The organism is Enterobacter sp. 50588862 (genome assembly GCF_001462935.1).
In the GTDB taxonomy this organism is placed as follows: Bacteria; Pseudomonadota; Gammaproteobacteria; order Enterobacterales; family Enterobacteriaceae; genus Enterobacter; species Enterobacter bugandensis.
The window spans coordinates 1-18762 of record NZ_LNHM01000049.1 but is presented as its reverse complement, the minus strand read 5'-3'; the positions used below and the strand labels follow the sequence as shown (position 1 = coordinate 18762).

Below are 18762 nucleotides of genomic sequence, written 5' to 3'. Positions count from 1 at the left end.
CCGGGTTAATGTTGAATTTTAGGTTTCAGGGGATGTTACACCGAGAGTAAATCGCTGCAAAATTCCTGGCTAAAATTCAGCATTCACCGTTAAAAATAATCACTTTCACGTGCAGTGAGGAAAGGAGTATTCATGAAACAAACCGTTTATACCGCCAGTCCTGAAAGTCAGCAGATCCACGTCTGGCGCTTGAATGCAGAAGGTTCGCTCACGCTGGTTCAGGTTGTTGATGTGCCGGGCCAGGTGCAACCGATGGTCGTCAGCCCGGATAAACGTTTCTTATACGTGGGTGTGCGCCCGGAGTTTCGCGTGCTGGCCTACCGCATCTCTCCTGACGACGGCGCGCTGACCTACACCGCTGAAGCGCCACTGCCGGGCAGCCCAACCCACATCTCGACCGATCGTAAAGGCCGCTTCATTTTTAGCGGTTCTTACAATGCCGGTTGCGTCAGCGTGACCCGTCTTGACGATGGTATTCCGGTAGAAACTGTCGACGTGGTGGAAGGGCTGGAAGGCTGCCATTCGGCGAATATCTCCCCGGACAACCGCACGCTGTGGGTGCCTGCGCTGAAGCAGGATCGAATCTGCCTGTTCACCCTGAGCGACGATGGTCACCTGGTGGCGCAGAATCCGGCTGAAGTCACCACCGTTGAGGGCGCGGGTCCGCGTCATATGGTCTTCCACCCGAACCAGCAATATGCTTACGTCGTTAACGAACTGAACAGCTCGGTGGACGTATGGGAGCTGAAAGATCCAAACGGTCAGATTGAGTGCGTACAGACGCTGGACATGATGCCGTCTGACTTCTCTGACACTCGCTGGGCGGCAGATATTCACATCACGCCGGATGGTCGCCATCTGTACGCCTGCGACCGCACCTCCAGCCTGATTACCGTCTTCAGCGTCTCCGAAGATGGCAGCGTGCTGGCTATTGAGGGCTTCCAGCCAACGGAAACCCAGCCGCGCGGCTTTAATATCGATCACAGCGGTAAATACCTGATTGCGGCGGGGCAGAAATCCCACCACATCGCGCTGTATGAAATCAAAGGCGAGCAGGGGCTGCTGGAAGAGAAAGGACGCTATGCGGTAGGCCAGGGGCCAATGTGGGTGGTGGTTAACGCGCACTAAGCGGCTTAAAACAAAAAACCTCGCGAATGCGAGGTTTTTTTATGCCCGGTGGTAGCCGGGTGAGCACATCAAAACGTAACCAACAGGGTCATCATAATGTCGACTCAAGGCGATGTAAATTCATCGTCAACGAACAAAGGAGAACACGGAATGATCAGTGAATAGTATATAAATAATAATCAGTCACTTAAGTGCTTTTGCTTTATAAATTCCTAAATTGGTTTTAACTGTTTTTATGTACAGTGGTGATTTGATATCATTCTGTGCGTTGGTTCGATGTGTTGCAGTTCCGCAATTCAGGATCCTTTTTAAGTCCTGGCTGTCGGGTGGTGCCGACGGTGCCTAAACTGCGGAGCACATCAAAACATAACCAACACACCTCTGGTGACAGGCAGCGGAAAGGTAAACCAGAGGAGAAGTGCTCTATACCAAAGGAGTGGCGTATGAGCGGTGTGGAATGGGCAATTCTGTTCCTGCAACTCATGGTTGCGATTATGCAACTATTGGATGCGTATCTTAAGTTTGGAGCCTGACGCATTCAGTCGCAGTAAAAAGGGGGATTAAACTCCCCCTTTTACTCTCATCTCGTTACTGCTTCGGCTCAGCAACCACGTTGCTGCCCAGACCGCGGTTGTTGTATTCCCACATGCGGTTGAAGTTCGCGTCGTTCAGGTTGCGCTGCACGTTTCCTTTATCGTCCACCGCACCGGTGTTGCCGGAGAACGGACGTTTGGAGACAGCCGCATCAGCCCACGGCTTCGCCACGTTAAAGCCTTCGTTGATCACGCTGTCGCGGATAACGACCTGGCCGTTGGTCGCAGAGTCCACGTCCAGGGAGCGTCCCAGCTGCGCCACGCCGTCACCGGCCGCGTTAAAGCGGCTGTTCACGGCCAGGAAGCCGTAAAACAGGTTAGACTGGGTTGCCGGAGCAAACACATAGCCTTCCTGCTGGGTACGGGAATTCACCACGCGGAAATCGGTGTTATCAAACACTACCGCGCCGCGACCGGACACCAGATCAACGTCACCTTCAACGTAGCTGTTGGTCACCAGCGTACGGGTCAGACGGTTGTTCTGCAGCGTGTTCTGTACGCCGCTGTTGGTCACGAAGAAGGTGTTCTGACGGCCCAGAATATTGACGTTGTTAATCTGCACCTTATCGCCGTCGCTACGCAGCGCAACGGCCTGGTGGTTACCGGCATCCACGCTGTCACCCAGGGTATTCTGAATGGTCAGGTTCTGCAGTTGCAGGCCATTATTCTGCGACCAGAACACCGCCGAGCACATCACGCCAATGGTGGCGGAACGCTTGCTCTGGCAGTTATCAAACATATACCACGCCGGTTTGCCCGGCATATATTTGCCTGCCGGGTTCACCAGGTGACGCCAGGCGGTGCTGTCGATTTCGGAATCAATCGCCAGGCCAATTTTTACGTCGATGGCTTTTTCACCCAGACCGTAAATCGTAATGCTGCCAGGAGCCGCCGGAACATACACGGTGCCTTCGTATTCACCCGGCAGGATCGCGATGTACTGGCGAGACGCGCTGTGTTTAGTGATTGCCGCGTCAACCGCTGCCTGGATAGAGGTATGCGTTACGCCCTGCGCGCCAGCCGGGCCAACAACGAAGTCAGGCTGTTTAGGCAGGTTAATAGAAGACGGTGTCCACGGCGCGGCGTTAGGATCCATCGCCGAGAAGTAATGGGCGCGGTCGAAATTCTTCGCTTCATCCGCGGACAAAATCGGGCGGGAGGCGGTACCGGGCGCTACCTGCTCAGAAGGACGCTGATCCGGTGGTGTAGAACTGCATGCGGATAATGTCACGCCAAAGGCGAGCGCTAACGCCAGACGGGAAATCCTGGAAATGTTCAAGGTGAAGCTCCTGGGTATGCAAGTCTTTACGGGATAGACGAAATAGCCTGCTTTTTTATACTAAGTTGAGCGAAACGGGAAGATAAAAAGGGTAAAAGTTGCATTTTTTGCCCGGAGGTGACGGGAAAGTCATCACAAATAAATAACATTTTCCCTCAAGGCGGTTGACAGCAGACGATGGATGCAAATAAATGTCTATACAACCCATGACAAGTGGAATGCCCATGCAGCTTCAACCTGACGATGTTATATGGCGAAATGCGCGCCTGGCAACAATGGTTCCCGATACATCCGCGCCTTATGGCCTGAAAGATCAGCACGCGCTGGTCGTGCGCGGCCAAACTTTCCTTGCCGTGCTCCCTGAATCTGACCTTCCTTCCGGACACCGTCACGTCATCGATCTTGAGGGACGTCTGATCACGCCTGGCCTGATTGACTGCCATACCCATCTGGTATTTGGCGGCGACCGCGCGGCGGAGTGGGAGCAGCGTCTGAACGGCGTCTCTTACCAGACCATCAGCGCTCAGGGGGGCGGGATTAACGCCACCGTGACGGCAACGCGCAGCAGTTCCCTGGAAACCCTGCTGAAACTGGCGCAGCAGCGGCTCCAGCGTCTGATGAATGAAGGTGTAACGACCGTTGAAATCAAATCGGGATACGGACTCAACGCCGAGGCCGAAGAGAAGATGCTGCAGGTTGCCCGCCAGCTGAGCCTCAATAACCCGGTTGATATCAGCCCAACGCTGCTGGCGGCCCATGCGGTTCCGCCGGAATACCGACAGGATCCGGATGCGTACCTCGCGCTGGTCTGTGAGCAGATCCTGCCCACGCTGTGGCAAAAAGAGTTATATGAAGCAGTAGACGTGTTTTGTGAAAACGTCGGCTTTACCCCGTCGCAAACCGAGCGCCTCTTCCAGGCCGCCGCCGCGCTCGGTATTCCGGTGAAAGGGCATGTTGAACAGCTGTCGAATCAGGGCGGAGCGGCGCTGGTCAGCCAATATAACGGACTGTCGGCCGATCATATCGAATATCTCGACGACGCGGGCGTTCAGGCGATGGCGCAAAGCGGTACGGTTGCGGTACTGCTCCCCGGCGCGTTCTATTTTCTGCAGGAGCGCCAGCGTCCGCCGGTTGATCAGCTCCGAAAACGTGGTGTGCCGATGGCCGTCGCCACCGACTATAACCCCGGCACCAGCCCGTTTGCCAGCCTGCACCTGGCGATGAATATGGCCTGCGTCCAGTTTGGCCTGACCCCCGAAGAGGCCTGGGCTGGCGTCACGCGGCATGCGGCGCAGGCGCTGGGCCGCGGCGCAACGCACGGGCAGCTGCAGTCGGGGTTTGTCGCTGATTTTATCGTCTGGGACGCTCACCACCCGGTGGAGATGGTCTACGAGCCGGGACGCAATCCGCTGTATCAACGTATTTTCCGTGGGGAGGCAGTATGAAGTTATGGCGGCCCGTCGCCGAAACGGTCTGGCAGGGGCGAGATGACAGCGCCGAAGCCAGCAATGCAACGCGCATTTTCCAGACGATACAACAGCAGGCGCTGTTCACGCCGCTTTCATCCGGCATCGCGCTGATAGGATTTGAATGCGATGCAGGGGTTAAACGCAATCAGGGCAGGCCCGGCGCCGCGCAGGCCCCAGATATTCTGCGCAAAGCACTGGCGAATATGGCAAGCCATCAGGGACACGAACGGCTGGCGGATATGGGCTCGGTGTACGTTGAAAGCGATGAGCTTGAACCCGCGCAGCGGGCGTTAAGCGATGCCGTGACGGCCTGCCAGCAGTCCGGGATGCGCACCCTGGTGTTTGGCGGCGGGCATGAAACCGCCTGGGCGCACGGTCGGGGTGTTCTGGATGCGTTCCCCGGCGAGCGCGTGGCGGTGATAAACCTGGATGCGCATCTCGACCTGCGCAAGGCCGACCGGGCGACGTCCGGTACGCCGTTTCGTCAGTTGGCTCAATACTGCGATGAATGCGGGCGCGAGTTTCGCTACGCCTGCTTTGGCGTCAGCCGCGCGGCGAACACCCAGGCACTGTGGGATGAGGCCGAACGCCTGAACGTCACGCTGGTGGAGGATCTTCATTTCAGACGCGAGGCATTATCGGCGCTGGAAAAGGTGCTGGCGCAGGCCGATCGTGTCTATCTGACGATCGATCTGGACGTCCTGCCCGCGGGCGAAATGCCCGCCGTTTCCGCCCCTGCGGCGTTAGGCGTCCCGGCAATGGATCTAATGCCGGTTATTGAACAAATCTGCCGCAGCGGTAAGCTGCAGGCCGCCGATCTGGTAGAGTTTAACCCGCAGTACGATCGGGACGGACAGGGCGCAAAGCTCGCCGCCCGTCTGGCCTGGCAAATTGCTCACTGGTGGGCATAACACTATTAAAGGAGTCATGATGTTTTCACGCTCGCCCCTGCCGCAACCGAGCCCGCCCGCGCCTTTTTATGAAAAGGTGAAGCAGGCGATTAGCGAAAAGATTGCTACCGGCGTCTGGCGCCCGCACGATCGCATTCCGTCGGAGGCCGAGCTGGTGGCGCAGTTCGGTTTTAGCCGGATGACCGTCAACCGGGCGCTGCGCGAGCTGACCGACGAAGGGCTTCTGGTGCGTCTGCAGGGCGTCGGGACGTTTGTGGCGGAACCGAAAGGGCAATCCGCCCTGTTTGAAATCCGCAGTATTGCGGACGAAATTGCCGCGCGTAATCATCAGCACCGCTGTGAAGTGCTGGTGCTCGAAGAGACCCAGGCCAGCGCCGAGCAGGCGGTAGAGCTGAATGTCAAAGAGGGAAGCCGCATCTTCCACTCCGTGATGGTGCATTTCGAAAACGATATTCCGGTGCAGATTGAAGATCGCTGCGTGAACGCCGAACGGATACCGGACTATCTGAACCAGGATTACACCCAGACCACCCCGCACGCCTATCTGTCGCTTGTCGCACCGCTGACGGAAGGGGAGCACATTGTGGAGGCCGTGCGCGCCACGCCGCAGGAGTGCGAGCGGCTGCGCATTAAAGAGCACGACCCGTGCCTGCTGATCCGCCGTCGAACCTGGTCCTCGTCGCACATTGTGTCGCATGCCCGGCTGCTTTTCCCGGGGAACCGTTACCGGCTGCAGGGCCACTTTATGTCATAAGTTTTATAAGCGTGATCGCTAACGCAATATAACAAAATTGTATCTTTTTTGTTAAATCTGACCTTGTGTGTGCTTGTCTATACAAGTATATCTAAATGCATCATCTGTCCCGTATAGGAGCACACAATGTCGTCAGGTAAATACCGCCAGCAGGATGTCCGCGCCGCGCGTGGCACCACCCTTACCGCCAAAAGCTGGCTCACCGAAGCCCCGCTGCGCATGTTGATGAACAACCTCGATCCTGAAGTGGCGGAAAACCCCCACGAGCTGGTGGTCTACGGCGGCATTGGCCGCGCCGCGCGCAACTGGGAATGCTATGACGCAATTGTAAAATCTCTGACCGAACTCGAACATGACGAAACCCTGCTGGTGCAGTCCGGCAAGCCGGTTGGCGTATTTAAAACCCATAAGAACGCGCCGCGCGTGCTGATCGCCAACTCTAACCTCGTGCCGCACTGGGCCACCTGGGAACACTTCAACGAGCTGGACGCGAAAGGGCTGGCGATGTATGGCCAGATGACCGCCGGGAGCTGGATCTACATCGGCAGCCAGGGGATTGTGCAGGGCACCTACGAAACTTTCGTGGAAGCGGGGCGTCAGCACTATAACGGCTCGCTGAAGGGCCGCTGGGTGCTTACCGCCGGTCTGGGCGGGATGGGCGGCGCGCAGCCGCTGGCCGCCACGCTGGCCGGCGCGTGCTCGCTGAACATTGAATGCCAGCAGAGCCGCATTGATTTCCGTCTGCGTACCCGTTACGTCGATGAACAGGCCGACAACCTCGATGACGCGCTGGCGCGCATCAAAAAGTACACTGCTGAAGGCAAAGCGGTGTCGATTGCCCTGTGCGGCAACGCGGCGGATATTCTGCCGGAGCTGGTTGCCCGCGGCGTGCGTCCGGATCTCGTTACCGACCAGACCAGCGCCCATGACCCGCTGCACGGTTACCTGCCAAAGGGCTGGACGTGGGAAGGCTATCAGCAAAAAGCGGAAACCGACCCGGAAGGCACGGTGCTCGCTGCGAAACGCTCTATGGCGGAACACGTCTCCGCGATGCTGGCTTTCAGCCAGATGGGCATTCCGACCTTCGATTACGGCAACAACATCCGCCAGATGGCGAAAGAGATGGGCGTAAATAACGCCTTCGACTTCCCCGGCTTCGTGCCTGCCTATATCCGTCCGCTGTTCTGCCGCGGCATCGGCCCGTTCCGCTGGGTGGCCTTGTCCGGCGATCCGCAGGATATCTACAAAACTGACGCCAAAGTGAAGGAGATCGTCGCAGACGACGAACACCTGCACCACTGGCTGGATATGGCTCGCGAACGCATCAGCTTCCAGGGCTTGCCGGCGCGCATCTGCTGGGTAGGGCTGGAGTGGCGGCAAAAGCTGGGTCTGGCCTTCAACGAAATGGTGCGCAGCGGTGAAGTCTCCGCGCCGATCGTCATTGGCCGCGACCATCTGGACTCCGGTTCCGTCGCCAGCCCAAACCGTGAAACCGAAGCCATGCGCGACGGATCTGACGCGGTCTCCGACTGGCCATTGCTTAATGCCCTGCTGAATACCGCCAGCGGCGCCACCTGGGTGTCGCTGCACCACGGCGGCGGCGTCGGGATGGGCTTCTCCCAGCACTCAGGGATGGTCATCGTCTGTGACGGAACCGATGAAGCGGCCGCGCGCATCGCCCGTGTGCTGCACAACGACCCGGCAACCGGCGTGATGCGTCACGCGGATGCGGGTTACGAGATTGCCATTGACTGTGCCAAAGAGCAGGGACTGAACCTGCCGATGATCCCTGCCACACAAGGAAAGCATGCATGAACGCGTTAACACTCACTCCCGGCTCGCTGACGCTCAAACAGCTGCGTAACGTCTGGCGCCAGCCGGTCACCCTTTCACTTGATGAAAGCGCCCACGCCGCGATAAACGACAGCGTCGCCTGCGTAGAAGCGATTGTTGCCGAAGGGCGCACCGCCTACGGGATTAACACCGGCTTTGGCCTGCTGGCGCAGACCCGCATCGCCACGCACGATCTGGAAAACTTACAGCGTTCGCTGGTGCTGTCGCACGCGGCGGGCGTTGGCCAGCCGCTGGATGATGAGATTGTCCGTCTGATGATGGTGCTCAAAATCAACAGCCTGGCGCGCGGTTTCTCGGGCATTCGCCTGAGCGTGATCCAGGCGCTGATGGCCCTGGTGAATGCAGAAGTCTATCCGTGGATCCCGGAAAAAGGTTCCGTCGGCGCCTCCGGCGATCTCGCCCCGCTGGCGCACATGTCGCTGCTGCTGCTGGGTGAGGGCAAAGCGCGCTGGCAGGGCGAGTGGCTCCCTGCGAAAGAGGCGCTGGCAAAAGCCGGCTTAACGCCAATCACTCTCGCGGCAAAAGAGGGGCTGGCGCTGCTCAACGGCACGCAGGCGTCGACGGCCTTCGCGCTGCGCGGCCTGTTTGAAGCGGAAGATCTGTTTGCGTCGGCGGTGGTGTGCGGTGCGCTGACCACCGAGGCGGTGCTCGGCTCGCGTCGTCCGTTTGACGCGCGTATTCACGCGGTGCGCGGCCAGCGCGGGCAGATTGATGCCGCCGACATGTACCGCCACGTGCTTACCGACACGAGTGAGATTGCGGATTCACACCATAACTGCGAGAAGGTGCAGGATCCGTATTCCCTGCGCTGTCAGCCGCAGGTGATGGGCGCGTGCCTGACGCAGCTGCGCCAGGCGGCAGAGGTGCTGCTGGTGGAGGCCAACGCGGTCTCCGACAACCCGCTGGTGTTCGCTCAGGAAAACGAGGTGGTCTCCGGGGGCAACTTCCACGCCGAGCCGGTGGCGATGGCGGCGGATAATATCGCGCTGGCGATTGCCGAGGTCGGGGCGTTGTCCGAGCGCCGCATCGCGCTGATGATGGATAAACACATGTCCCAGCTGCCACCGTTCCTGGTGCGTAACGGTGGGGTCAACTCGGGCTTTATGATCGCTCAGGTGACGGCCGCAGCGCTGGCAAGCGAGAACAAAGCCCTGTCGCACCCGCACAGCGTGGACAGCCTGCCAACTTCGGCGAATCAGGAAGATCACGTTTCGATGGCACCCGCTGCCGGGCGTCGTCTCTGGGAGATGGCCTCCAACACCCGCGGCGTGCTGGCGGTGGAGTGGCTGGCGGCGTGTCAGGGTATCGATCTGCGCGAAGGGCTTAAATCCAGCCCGCTGCTGGAGCAGGCGCGCCATGTGCTGCGCGAGCACGTCACGCATTACGATGACGACCGCTTCTTTGCGCCGGATATTGATAAGGCGATGCAGCTTCTGGAAGAGGGACGCCTTGTAGGACTGCTACCTTCGGTGCTGTGATGTTTTGCCCGGTGGCGCTGCGCTTACCGGGCCAACGAATGCGAAATCCAGGCCGGGTAAGGCGTAGCCGCCACCCGGCTTTTTTCAGGAATACATCGCCGTAATCGACGCGCTCCCCAGGGAATGGAAATGCACGTTAAACCCGACCATCGCGCCGCTCGCCCCTTCATCGACCTCAATCTTCTCCACATCCAGCGCATGCACCGTGAAGATATAGCGGTGGGTTTCCCCTTTTGGCGGCGCCGCGCCGCCGTAGCCCGCTTTACCAAAGTCAGTGCGCGTCTGAATGGCACCTTCAGGCAGGGCAACCAGGTCTGAACCGGAACCCTGCGGCAGCACGCGCGTGTCGGCGGGCAGGTTCGCCACAACCCAGTGCCACCAGCCCGAGCCGGTCGGCGCGTCCGGGTCGTAGCAGGTCACGACAAAGCTTTTGGTTCCTGCAGGAACGTCGTCCCACGCCAGGTGCGGGGAGATATTATCCCCCTGATAGCCCATGCCGTTGAAAACGTGGCGTTCCGGGAGTTTTTCACCGTCGCGCAGATCTTTACTGATGATTTTCATACGGTTTACCCTCGTTATTCACTCGTTCAGGAAGTGTAACGCATGGGATTAAATCGCGAAATGCGCGGGAATGTTAACGGCTGTTACGACCGCGTCGGTTAATTTACGCAGCTGCTCCGGCGTGATGCTGTACGGCGGCATGAGGTAGATAAGCTTGCCGAAAGGCCGCACCCAGACGCCCTGGTCAACGAAGAAGCGCTGGAGCGCCGCCATGTTCACCGGATGGGTGGTTTCAATCACCCCGATGGCACCCAGCACGCGCACGTCCGCCACAAAATTCGCCCCCGAGGCGGCGCTCAGCTCTCCTTTCAGCTGTGCCTCAATCGCCGCGACCTGCGTCTGCCACTCGCCGCTCTCCAGAATGGCGAGGCTTTCGCTTGCCACGGCGCAGGCCAGCGGGTTGCCCATAAACGTCGGGCCGTGCATAAAGCAGCCCGCCTCGCCGTCGCTGATGGTGTCGGCAACCTGACGAGTGGTGAGGGTGGCGGAGAGCGTCATGGTGCCGCCGGTCAGCGCTTTGCCGAGGCACAGAATATCCGGGGCGATACCCGCATGTTCGCAGGCAAACAGCTTGCCGGTGCGGCCAAAGCCGGTGGCAATTTCATCGGCAATCAGCAGAATGCCCTCGCGGTCGCACATCTTGCGAATGCGCCTCAGCCATTCCGGATGGTACATCCGCATTCCGCCCGCGCCCTGCACGATCGGTTCGAGAATAACGGCGGCGATTTCATGGCGATGCGCCGCCATCAGCCGCGCGAAGCCCACCATGTCCGTCTCGTTCCACTCGCCGTCGAAGCGGCTTTGCGGCGCAGGGGCAAACAGGTTTTCCGGCAGATAGCCCTTCCACAGGCTGTGCATGGAGTTGTCCGGATCGCAGACCGACATCGCCCCGAAGGTATCCCCGTGATAGCCGTTGCGGAAGGTGAGGAACCGCTGGCGCGTTTCGCCCTTCGCATGCCAGTACTGCAGCGCCATCTTCATTGCCACTTCCACCGCCACCGAGCCGGAATCGGCCAGGAAAACGCACTCCAGCGATTCAGGCGTCATCGCCACCAGGCGACGGCATAAATCCACCGCGGGCTGATGGGTGATTCCGCCAAACATCACGTGCGACATCTGGTCAATCTGCGCCTTCATCGCCGCGTTCAGGCGCGGATGGTTGTATCCGTGAATGGCCGCCCACCAGGAGGACATCCCGTCAACCAGCCGCTCGCCGCTGGCGAGATGCAGCTCGCAGCCGTGGGCGGAGGCCACCGGATAGACGGGAAGGGGGCGGGTGGTGGAGGTGTAAGGGTGCCAGATATGCTGCTTGTCGAAGGCGAGATCGTCCTGGGTCATAATCGACTTGTAAACCATTTTGAAAAGTTTTAGGTTTACGAGTATAAACCGAACCGAAAATTAACAAAACCCTTTGGAGAAGCCCAATGGCTCACCACGCACGCTGGACGATGTCGCAAGTTACTGAATTATTCAACAAACCTTTCCTTGAGCTGATGTTCGAAGCCCAACAGGTGCATCGTCAGCACTTCGATCCGCGTCATGTTCAGGTCAGCACGCTGCTGTCGATCAAGACCGGCGCCTGCCCCGAAGACTGCAAATATTGCCCGCAGAGCGCGCGCTACAAAACCGGTCTCGAATCCGAGCGTCTGATGGAAGTGGAGCAGGTGCTCGACTCCGCGCGCAAGGCGAAAAACGCGGGCTCAACCCGCTTCTGCATGGGCGCCGCGTGGAAGAACCCGCACGATCGCGATATGCCATATCTGGAGCAGATGGTGAAAGGCGTGAAGGAGATGGGCCTCGAAGCCTGTATGACGCTCGGCACGCTGAACGAGGAGCAGGCGCAGCGCCTCTCGGCGGCGGGGCTGGATTACTACAACCACAACCTCGACACCTCCCCGGAGTTTTACGGCAACATCATCACCACGCGTACCTACCAGGAGCGTCTGGACACGCTGGACAAAGTGCGTGATGCAGGGATCAAGGTCTGCTCCGGCGGCATCGTGGGCTTAGGCGAAACGGTGAAAGACCGCGCGGGCCTGCTGCTGCAGTTGGCGAACCTGCCCACCCCGCCGGAAAGCGTGCCGATCAACATGCTGGTGAAGGTCAAGGGCACGCCGCTGGCGGATAACGAGGATGTGGATGCGTTTGATTTTATCCGCACCATCGCGGTGGCGCGCATCATGATGCCAACGTCTTACGTTCGCCTCTCTGCGGGCCGCGAGCAGATGAACGAGCAGACCCAGGCGATGTGCTTTATGGCCGGAGCCAACTCCATCTTCTACGGCTGCAAGCTGCTGACCACGCCGAACCCGGAAGAGGACAAAGACGTTCAGCTGTTCCGCAAGCTGGGGCTGAACCCGCACCAGACCGAGGTGCTGACGGGCGATAACGAGCAACAGCAGCAGCTGGAGCAGCAGATTCTCAACGCCGACACCGACCAGTTCTACAACGCGGCAGCCGTATGACCTGGCAGGTACGGATTAATGCCGCGCTGGAAGAACGCCGGGCGGCAGAGGCGTTTCGCGTTCGCAGGGTGGTGGAAAACGGCGCGGGCCGTTTTCTGACCCGCGAGGGACGGCAGTTTTGTAATTTCTCCAGCAATGACTATCTCGGACTGAGCCAGCATCCGGCCATCGTCCGCGCCTGGCAGCAGGGCGCGGAGCGGTTTGGCGTGGGCAGCGGTGGCTCGGGGCACGTCAGCGGATACACCACGGCGCATCAGGCGCTGGAGAAAGAGCTGGCCGACTGGCTGGGCTATCCGCGCGCGCTGCTGTTTATCTCCGGATTTGCCGCCAACCAGGCGGTCATCACGGCCCTGATGGGCAAGGACGATCGCATTGTCGCCGACCGCTTAAGCCACGCCTCGCTGCTGGAGGCGGCAAACTTAAGTCCGGCGCAGCTGCGCCGCTTTGCCCATAACGATGCGTCACAGCTCGCCTCGCTGCTGGACAAACCCTGCGATGGGCAACAGCTGGCAGTCACGGAAGGGGTGTTCAGCATGGACGGCGACAGTGCGCCGCTTGCCGCGCTTCACGAGGCCGCAAAGCGGCAAAACGCCTGGCTGCTGGTCGATGATGCTCACGGTACTGGGGTGATGGGCGATGAAGGACGCGGCAGCGCCCATCAACAAAACGTGAAGCCGGAACTGCTTGTGGTTACCTTCGGCAAAGGCTTTGGCGTCAGCGGCGCCGCCGTGCTGTGCAGCGAATCTGTCGCCGACTATCTGCTGCAGTTTGCCCGACACCTCATCTACAGCACCAGCATGCCCCCGGCGCAGGCCGTGGCGCTGTCGGCGTCGCTGGCGGTGATCCGCAGCGCAGAAGGGGATGAACGCCGTCAGCAGCTGGCAGAGCATATCTCCTGCTTCCGTCAGGGACTGGCGGCGCTTCCCTTCCAGAGTCCCGATTCGCAGAGCGCCATCCAGCCCGTGATTGTCGGCGAAAACGGCCGCGCGCTGGCGCTGGCCCAGGCGCTGCGCGAGCGGGGGATGTGGGTAACGGCCATTCGTCCGCCAACCGTGCCGCCAGGCACCGCGCGTCTGCGCTTAACCCTGACGGCGGCGCATGAGGCGCAGGATATCCAGACGCTGCTGGAGGCGCTTCATGATGCCGGTGAATAAGCAGGCCGTTGCGGCGGCGTTTGGCCGGGCCGCGCGGAGCTATTCGCAGCACGATGAACTCCAGCGCCAGAGCGCGCAGGGGCTTCTGGCCGCGCTTGGCGAGAACCGCTTCCCGCAGGTGCTGGACGCCGGCTGTGGTCCCGGCAGCAACAGCCGCTACTGGCGCGAGGCGGGGAGCGAGGTGACGGCCATAGACCTGTCGCCCGCCATGCTGGACGAGGCGCGCCAGCAGCAGGCTGCGCACCACTATGTAGTGGCCGATATCGAGGCGATCCCGCTGGCGGACGCGCAGTTTGATCTGGTCTGGAGCCATCTGGCGGTTCAGTGGTGCAGCAGCCTGCCGCAGGCGTTACGCGAGCTTTATCGCGTCGCACGACCGGGCGGAAAGGTGGCCTTTACCACCTTGCTGGAAAGTTCGCTGCCGGAGCTGAATCAGGCGTGGAAAGCGGTGGATGAGCAGCCGCACGCGAACCGCTTTTTATCGTATGAGCAGGTGACGCAGGCGCTGGCTGGCTGGCGCTGTCGCAGCACGGTGCAAAACATCACGCTTAATTTTAGCGACGCGTTCAGCGCCATGCGCTCTCTGAAGGGCATCGGCGCCACGCACCTGCACGCCGGGCGGGAGAAAAAACCGCTGACCCGGGGGCAGCTGCAACGCCTGGAGCTGGCCTGGCCGCAGCAGCGGGGCCTTTTCCCGCTCTCTTATCAACTTTTTCATGGGATTATCGAACGTGACTGAACGTTATTTTGTTACCGGCACGGATACGGAAGTGGGCAAAACGGTTGCCAGCGCTGCGCTGCTGCAGGCGGCACGACTGCTCGGAAAAAACACCGCCGGATATAAGCCCGTGGCTTCCGGCAGCGAGATGACGGCGGAAGGGTTACGCAACACCGACGCGCTGGCGCTCCAGCGTAACAGTAGCCTTGAGCTTGCCTATTCGGCGGTGAATCCCTATACCTTTGCCGAGCCGACGTCGCCGCACATTATCAGCGCTGAGGAAGGCCGTCCGATTGATTTCGCCGTGCTGTCTGCCGGGTTACGGACGCTGGAAAGCCAGGCCGACTGGGTGCTGGTGGAAGGCGCGGGAGGCTGGTTTACGCCACTTTCGGACACGCAGACCTTTGCTGACTGGGTGCAGGCCGAGCGGCTTCCGGTCATTCTGGTCGTCGGCGTGAAGCTGGGCTGCATCAATCACGCCATGCTGACGGCGCAGGCCGTTCAGCAGGCAGGGCTGACGCTGGCAGGCTGGATAGCCAACGACGTGGTTGCGCCGGGCAGGCGGCATCAGGAGTATCTGGCGACCCTCAAGCGCGTGCTCCCGGCACCGTTCCTCGGGGAAATCCCCTGGATTGCTGGTGATGCTGAGCAGGCCGAAACCGGGCGTTATCTCGACCTCAGCGTCTTGCTTCCCGCGACATCCAGTGGGCGATAAGCTCATCGTTCAGCTCGCTAACGTGGCCCTGAGCCACGTTACGCCCGCGATAAAGCATGCAAAACCGATCCGCCACCCGGCGGATAAACGACAGCTGCTGCTCTGCCAGCAGCACCGTCATGCCTAACTCCCGGTTTAAGCGCACCAGCAGCTGCGCCAGCTTCTGGGCAAATCCGTGTCCTGCCCCATGCGTAGGCTCATCCAGAATCAGCATCCGCGGGCGGTTGACCAGTGCATTCGCCAGGGCAAGCTGATACTGATCCTCTGGCGAAAGGGCATTGCCCCGCGTCTGACGTCGCGCGTAGAGTTCCGGGAACAGATCGTATACGTCGCTTTTCGCCGCCGGGTCGGGTTTCCCCATCGCCCGCATGGCAATATGCAGATTCTCCTCAATCGTCAGTTGAGAGAAAATACGCCTGTCCTGCGGCACATAGCCTATTCCCGGCTCTGAACGTTGTTCCGGTGCCGGGCTGAGCAAATCACGCGGCGGTGCGCCCGCTTCATGCCAGATAATCGTGCCGCTTTCGACGGGGATGTTTCCGGTAATGCAGTTCATCAGGGTGGTTTTGCCCATCCCCGGCAGGCCTATGACGCCTGTACACATCCCTTGCGGAAAATCCAAATCCACGTTCCATAGCGTATGTTGGCTTCCGTAAAACTGATTCACTGCACGCAGACTCAACATCTTTCTCTCCTTAAAATGCGTAGGGATAGGCCTGACGTGAAGCTGCAAAACGCTTGCCAGAAAACTGAAATCGATTAAAAAAACGACTTTTTTAGGAATAAGCCACAGGAGAGCAGGGTAAAAACGCGTGGCTTGCACATCGACGGTGCCGGGAATGGTGAGTTGTGGTGCAGGACAAAAAATGGCTGAAATGTGAGCAGGATCGCATCTGTTGGTTATGAATGACTCAACTGTTTATCGTCAAAAAAGAGCTATAAAAATTTTTTGTTGCCGCCTCGTGGGAAAATCCGGGAATTTGCTGAGCGGCGGTCTACACGGGCTGGAAGCAGTTATCCACTATTCCTGTGGATAACCATGTGCATTAGAGTTAGAAAACACGCGATAAGCGAGAGAAGACGCGGCTTTCGCCCAAATTGACGCGAAACGCGGCTTTAGAAAATATCGTTTAAAATTTAATTGCTTAGATAAAAGCAATTACCGTCATGAAAGTGTCACTCGTTGCCATAAAACTATCATTACCTGGCTTGACAAATGTTAAAAAAGAAAATGTTCTGGGGATAACCCAACCTGGCTGGTTTTTTATCTCGTCAGAGCCTAAATTTTGTCTGCTAACGCGCTAATGACTCCGCCGCTACGCTAAATATCCTGACACGCTACTGGTTTTTCATCCAGTGTTTTTTACTGGCATTCCTGGCAACAACGAGTAAAATTACTCACCTGCCGCTTATAACGTCATCAGGTCGTCGCCCATGAGTAAACCGTTCAAACTGAATTCTGCTTTCCGCCCCTCTGGCGATCAGCCTGAGGCGATCCGTCGTCTTAAAGAGGGGCTGGAAGACGGGCTGGCGCACCAGACGCTGCTGGGGGTAACCGGCTCGGGCAAAACGTTTACTGTCGCCAACGTGATCGCTGACCTGCAGCGCCCCACGATGGTGCTTGCACCCAATAAAACCCTCGCGGCACAGCTTTACGGCGAGATGAAAGAGTTCTTCCCGGAAAACGCGGTGGAGTATTTTGTCTCCTACTACGATTACTACCAGCCGGAAGCCTATGTGCCGAGCTCTGATACCTTCATCGAGAAAGATGCTTCGGTGAACGAACACATCGAACAGATGCGACTGTCTGCGACCAAGGCGCTGCTTGAGCGACGCGATGTGGTTGTGGTCGCGTCTGTTTCGGCAATTTACGGCCTGGGCGATCCGGATCTCTATCTCAAGATGATGCTGCACCTGACGCAGGGGATGATCATCGATCAGCGCGCAATTTTGCGCCGTCTGGCCGAGCTGCAGTACACCCGTAATGACCAGGCCTTCCAGCGCGGGACGTTCCGCGTGCGCGGTGAGGTGATCGACATCTTCCCGGCGGAATCGGACGATATGGCGCTGCGCGTCGAGCTGTTTGACGAAGAGGTCGAGCGTTTGTCACTGTTCGACCCGCTGACCGGCCACGTTGAGTCGGTGATACAGCGTTTTACCATCTACCCTAAAACGCACTACGTGACGCCACGAGAGCGTATCGTGCAGGCGATGGAAGAGATCAAAGAGGAGCTTGCAGAGCGCCGTAAGGTGCTTCTGGCTAACAATAAGCTGCTGGAAGAGCAGCGCCTGAGCCAGCGCACCCAGTTCGATCTGGAGATGATGAACGAGCTGGGCTACTGCTCGGGTATCGAAAACTACTCGCGCTTCCTCTCCGGGCGCGGGCCGGGCGAGCCACCGCCGACGTTGTTTGACTACCTTCCGGCCGACGGTCTGCTGGTGATCGACGAATCCCACGTCACGATCCCGCAGATCGGCGGGATGTACCGCGGTGACCGCGCGCGTAAAGAGACGCTGGTGGAGTACGGCTTCCGCCTGCCGTCAGCGCTGGATAACCGTCCGATGAAGTTTGAAGAGTTTGAGGCGCTGGCGCCGCAGACCATCTACGTGTCGGCTACGCCGGGCAACTACGAGCTGGAAAAATCGGGCGATGAGGTGATCGACCAGGTGGTCCGTCCGACCGGGCTGCTGGACCCGATTATCGAAGTGCGCCCGGTGGCGACCCAGGTGGACGATCTGCTTTCTGAGATCCGCGCCCGTTCCGCCATCAACGAGCGCGTGCTGGTGACGACACTTACCAAGCGCATGGCGGAAGACCTGACCGAGTATCTTGAAGAACACGGTGAGAAGGTGCGCTATCTGCACTCGGATATCGACACCGTGGAGCGCATGGAGATTATCCGCGATCTGCGTCTGGGCGAGTTTGACGTGCTGGTGGGGATCAACCTGTTGCGAGAAGGTCTGGATATGCCGGAAGTCTCGCTGGTGGCGATTCTGGACGCCGATAAAGAGGGCTTCCTGCGCTCTGAACGCTCCCTGATCCAGACCATTGGCCGCGCCGCGCGTAACGTCAACGGGAAAGCGATTCTGTACGGCGACAAAATCACCCCGTCGATGGCGAAAGCGATTGGCGAAACGGAACGCCGACGCGAGAAGCAGCAGCGCTACAACGAAGAGCACGGCATTACGCCGCAGGGGTTGAACAAGAAGGTGGTGGATATTCTGGCGCTGGGTCAGAACATTGCGAAGACCAAAGCGAAAGGCCGCGGCAAGGCACGTTCAGTGGTGGAAGAAGATACCGTCGTACTGACGCCGAAGGCGCTGCAGCAGAAAATCCACGAGCTGGAAGGGCAGATGATGCAGCACGCCCAGAACCTGGAGTTCGAAGAGGCGGCGCAGATCCGCGACCAGCTTCATCAGCTGCGGGATCTGTTTATCGCGGCATCATAGGTAAAGCGGCGTGTATTCCCCCTCTCCCTGTGGGTGTACAGTCCGGGGACATGGTAGACAGGTGTTCGGGGACATGGTGAACACTTTTTAACATCCTTTACCCATAGTGATCGACTTTTTCTTCAGGTCGATCACCCCCACTTTCGTGCTGTACCACCACACTTCATAGCAGCCGTCATCCTGTGTCTCCCTCAGCCCGACCCGTTCTCCCCTGAACGCCTTGCCTGCGCTCA

General features: G+C 59.1%; 16 protein-coding genes and 1 pseudogene. 12 read left to right on the top strand and 5 right to left on the bottom strand.

The window, feature by feature from the left end; genetic code table 11:
* Nucleotides 1–132 precede the first annotated feature (132 nt).
* Nucleotides 133–1128: a 6-phosphogluconolactonase gene (pgl, locus tag APT89_RS21850; RefSeq protein ID WP_041910746.1), complete on the top strand. Its 996-nt coding sequence runs from the start codon at nt 133–135 to the stop codon at nt 1126–1128.
* A gap of 443 nt (nt 1129–1571) precedes the next feature.
* The gene (tisB, locus tag APT89_RS24730; protein WP_023332440.1) at nt 1572–1661 is read left to right on the top strand and encodes a type I toxin-antitoxin system toxin TisB; all 90 of its coding nucleotides are present in this window, start codon (nt 1572–1574) and stop codon (nt 1659–1661) included.
* Nucleotides 1662–1716: 55 nt separating this feature from the next.
* On the opposite strand, the gene APT89_RS21845 is transcribed toward tisB, so the two are convergent.
* Nucleotides 1717–3000 (bottom strand): putative acyl-CoA thioester hydrolase, encoded by a 1284-nt coding sequence (locus APT89_RS21845; protein WP_060573566.1) that lies wholly within the window; start codon nt 2998–3000, stop codon nt 1717–1719.
* Nucleotides 3001–3224: 224 nt separating this feature from the next.
* Here APT89_RS21845 and hutI point away from each other — a divergent pair, with 224 nt between their 5' ends.
* The 5 genes from hutI to hutH all read left to right on the top strand — a co-directional run bounded on the left by hutI (nt 3225) and on the right by hutH (nt 9466).
* A complete protein-coding gene (gene hutI, locus APT89_RS21840; RefSeq protein WP_060573564.1) occupies nt 3225–4445 on the top strand; it encodes an imidazolonepropionase in 1221 nt (406 codons plus the stop codon).
* Nucleotides 4442–5380: a formimidoylglutamase gene (hutG, locus tag APT89_RS21835; protein ID WP_047363799.1), complete on the top strand. Its 939-nt coding sequence runs from the start codon at nt 4442–4444 to the stop codon at nt 5378–5380. The genes hutI and hutG overlap by 4 nt, the downstream gene beginning before the upstream one ends.
* 19 nt (nt 5381–5399) lie before the next feature.
* Entirely contained in the window at nt 5400–6134 is a 735-nt protein-coding gene (locus tag APT89_RS21830; RefSeq protein WP_041910742.1) for a histidine utilization repressor, read from the top strand.
* Nucleotides 6135–6260: 126 nt separating this feature from the next.
* On the top strand, nt 6261–7949 hold the full coding sequence (gene hutU / locus APT89_RS21825) for a urocanate hydratase (protein ID WP_059355399.1): 1689 nt from the start codon (nt 6261–6263) through the stop codon (nt 7947–7949).
* Nucleotides 7946–9466: a histidine ammonia-lyase gene (gene hutH / locus APT89_RS21820; RefSeq protein WP_060573562.1), complete on the top strand. Its 1521-nt coding sequence runs from the start codon at nt 7946–7948 to the stop codon at nt 9464–9466. The genes hutU and hutH overlap by 4 nt, the downstream gene beginning before the upstream one ends.
* An 84-nt stretch (nt 9467–9550) precedes the next feature.
* Here the strand turns inward: hutH and APT89_RS21815 are convergent, their stop codons facing one another.
* Both APT89_RS21815 and bioA read right to left on the bottom strand, forming a co-directional pair.
* The gene (locus APT89_RS21815) at nt 9551–10027 is read right to left on the bottom strand and encodes a kinase inhibitor (protein WP_028012412.1); all 477 of its coding nucleotides are present in this window, start codon (nt 10025–10027) and stop codon (nt 9551–9553) included.
* Nucleotides 10028–10075: 48 nt separating this feature from the next.
* On the bottom strand, nt 10076–11365 hold the full coding sequence (gene bioA, locus APT89_RS21810; protein ID WP_072201815.1) for an adenosylmethionine--8-amino-7-oxononanoate transaminase: 1290 nt from the start codon (nt 11363–11365) through the stop codon (nt 10076–10078).
* An 86-nt stretch (nt 11366–11451) separates the two neighbouring features.
* Between bioA and bioB the strand changes: the two genes are divergently transcribed.
* Genes bioB through bioD form a run of 4 tightly spaced genes read left to right on the top strand, consistent with a single transcriptional unit; the run spans nt 11452 to nt 15079 of the window.
* Nucleotides 11452–12492: a biotin synthase BioB gene (bioB, locus tag APT89_RS21805; RefSeq protein WP_045259947.1), complete on the top strand. Its 1041-nt coding sequence runs from the start codon at nt 11452–11454 to the stop codon at nt 12490–12492.
* Entirely contained in the window at nt 12489–13646 is a 1158-nt protein-coding gene (gene bioF / locus APT89_RS21800) for an 8-amino-7-oxononanoate synthase (protein WP_047363790.1), read from the top strand. The genes bioB and bioF overlap by 4 nt, the downstream gene beginning before the upstream one ends.
* A complete protein-coding gene (gene bioC / locus APT89_RS21795) occupies nt 13630–14385 on the top strand; it encodes a malonyl-ACP O-methyltransferase BioC (protein WP_060573559.1) in 756 nt (251 codons plus the stop codon). The genes bioF and bioC overlap by 17 nt, the downstream gene beginning before the upstream one ends.
* Complete coding sequence (gene bioD, locus APT89_RS21790; protein ID WP_060573558.1) at nt 14378–15079, top strand: dethiobiotin synthase; 702 nt, start codon at nt 14378–14380, stop codon at nt 15077–15079. The genes bioC and bioD overlap by 8 nt, the downstream gene beginning before the upstream one ends.
* Here the strand turns inward: bioD and APT89_RS21785 are convergent.
* Complete coding sequence (locus APT89_RS21785; protein ID WP_047363785.1) at nt 15042–15764, bottom strand: ABC transporter ATP-binding protein; 723 nt, start codon at nt 15762–15764, stop codon at nt 15042–15044. The genes bioD and APT89_RS21785 overlap by 38 nt on opposite strands.
* 749 nt (nt 15765–16513) lie before the next feature.
* On the opposite strand from APT89_RS21785, the gene uvrB reads away from it, so the two are divergent.
* Nucleotides 16514–18529: an excinuclease ABC subunit UvrB gene (gene uvrB, locus APT89_RS21780; RefSeq protein ID WP_028012419.1), complete on the top strand. Its 2016-nt coding sequence runs from the start codon at nt 16514–16516 to the stop codon at nt 18527–18529.
* Between the two features lie 87 nt (nt 18530–18616).
* On the opposite strand, the pseudogene APT89_RS24275 reads toward uvrB, so the two are convergent.
* Nucleotides 18617–18762, bottom strand: a pseudogene (locus APT89_RS24275) (IS481 family transposase); the annotation flags it as partial.

Coding starts and splice junctions, on each gene's coding strand:
- pgl (WP_041910746.1), top strand. CDS start 133: ATGAAACAAACCGTTTATACCGCCAGTCCTGAAAGTCAGCAGATCCAC.
- tisB (WP_023332440.1), top strand. CDS start 1,572: ATGAGCGGTGTGGAATGGGCAATTCTGTTCCTGCAACTCATGGTTGCG.
- hutI (WP_060573564.1), top strand. CDS start 3,225: ATGCAGCTTCAACCTGACGATGTTATATGGCGAAATGCGCGCCTGGCA.
- hutG (WP_047363799.1), top strand. CDS start 4,442: ATGAAGTTATGGCGGCCCGTCGCCGAAACGGTCTGGCAGGGGCGAGAT.
- APT89_RS21830 (WP_041910742.1), top strand. CDS start 5,400: ATGTTTTCACGCTCGCCCCTGCCGCAACCGAGCCCGCCCGCGCCTTTT.
- hutU (WP_059355399.1), top strand. CDS start 6,261: ATGTCGTCAGGTAAATACCGCCAGCAGGATGTCCGCGCCGCGCGTGGC.
- hutH (WP_060573562.1), top strand. CDS start 7,946: ATGAACGCGTTAACACTCACTCCCGGCTCGCTGACGCTCAAACAGCTG.
- APT89_RS21815 (WP_028012412.1), bottom strand. CDS start 10,027: ATGAAAATCATCAGTAAAGATCTGCGCGACGGTGAAAAACTCCCGGAA.
- bioA (WP_072201815.1), bottom strand. CDS start 11,365: ATGACCCAGGACGATCTCGCCTTCGACAAGCAGCATATCTGGCACCCT.
- bioB (WP_045259947.1), top strand. CDS start 11,452: ATGGCTCACCACGCACGCTGGACGATGTCGCAAGTTACTGAATTATTC.
- bioF (WP_047363790.1), top strand. CDS start 12,489: ATGACCTGGCAGGTACGGATTAATGCCGCGCTGGAAGAACGCCGGGCG.
- bioC (WP_060573559.1), top strand. CDS start 13,630: ATGATGCCGGTGAATAAGCAGGCCGTTGCGGCGGCGTTTGGCCGGGCC.
- APT89_RS21785 (WP_047363785.1), bottom strand. CDS start 15,764: ATGTTGAGTCTGCGTGCAGTGAATCAGTTTTACGGAAGCCAACATACG.
- uvrB (WP_028012419.1), top strand. CDS start 16,514: ATGAGTAAACCGTTCAAACTGAATTCTGCTTTCCGCCCCTCTGGCGAT.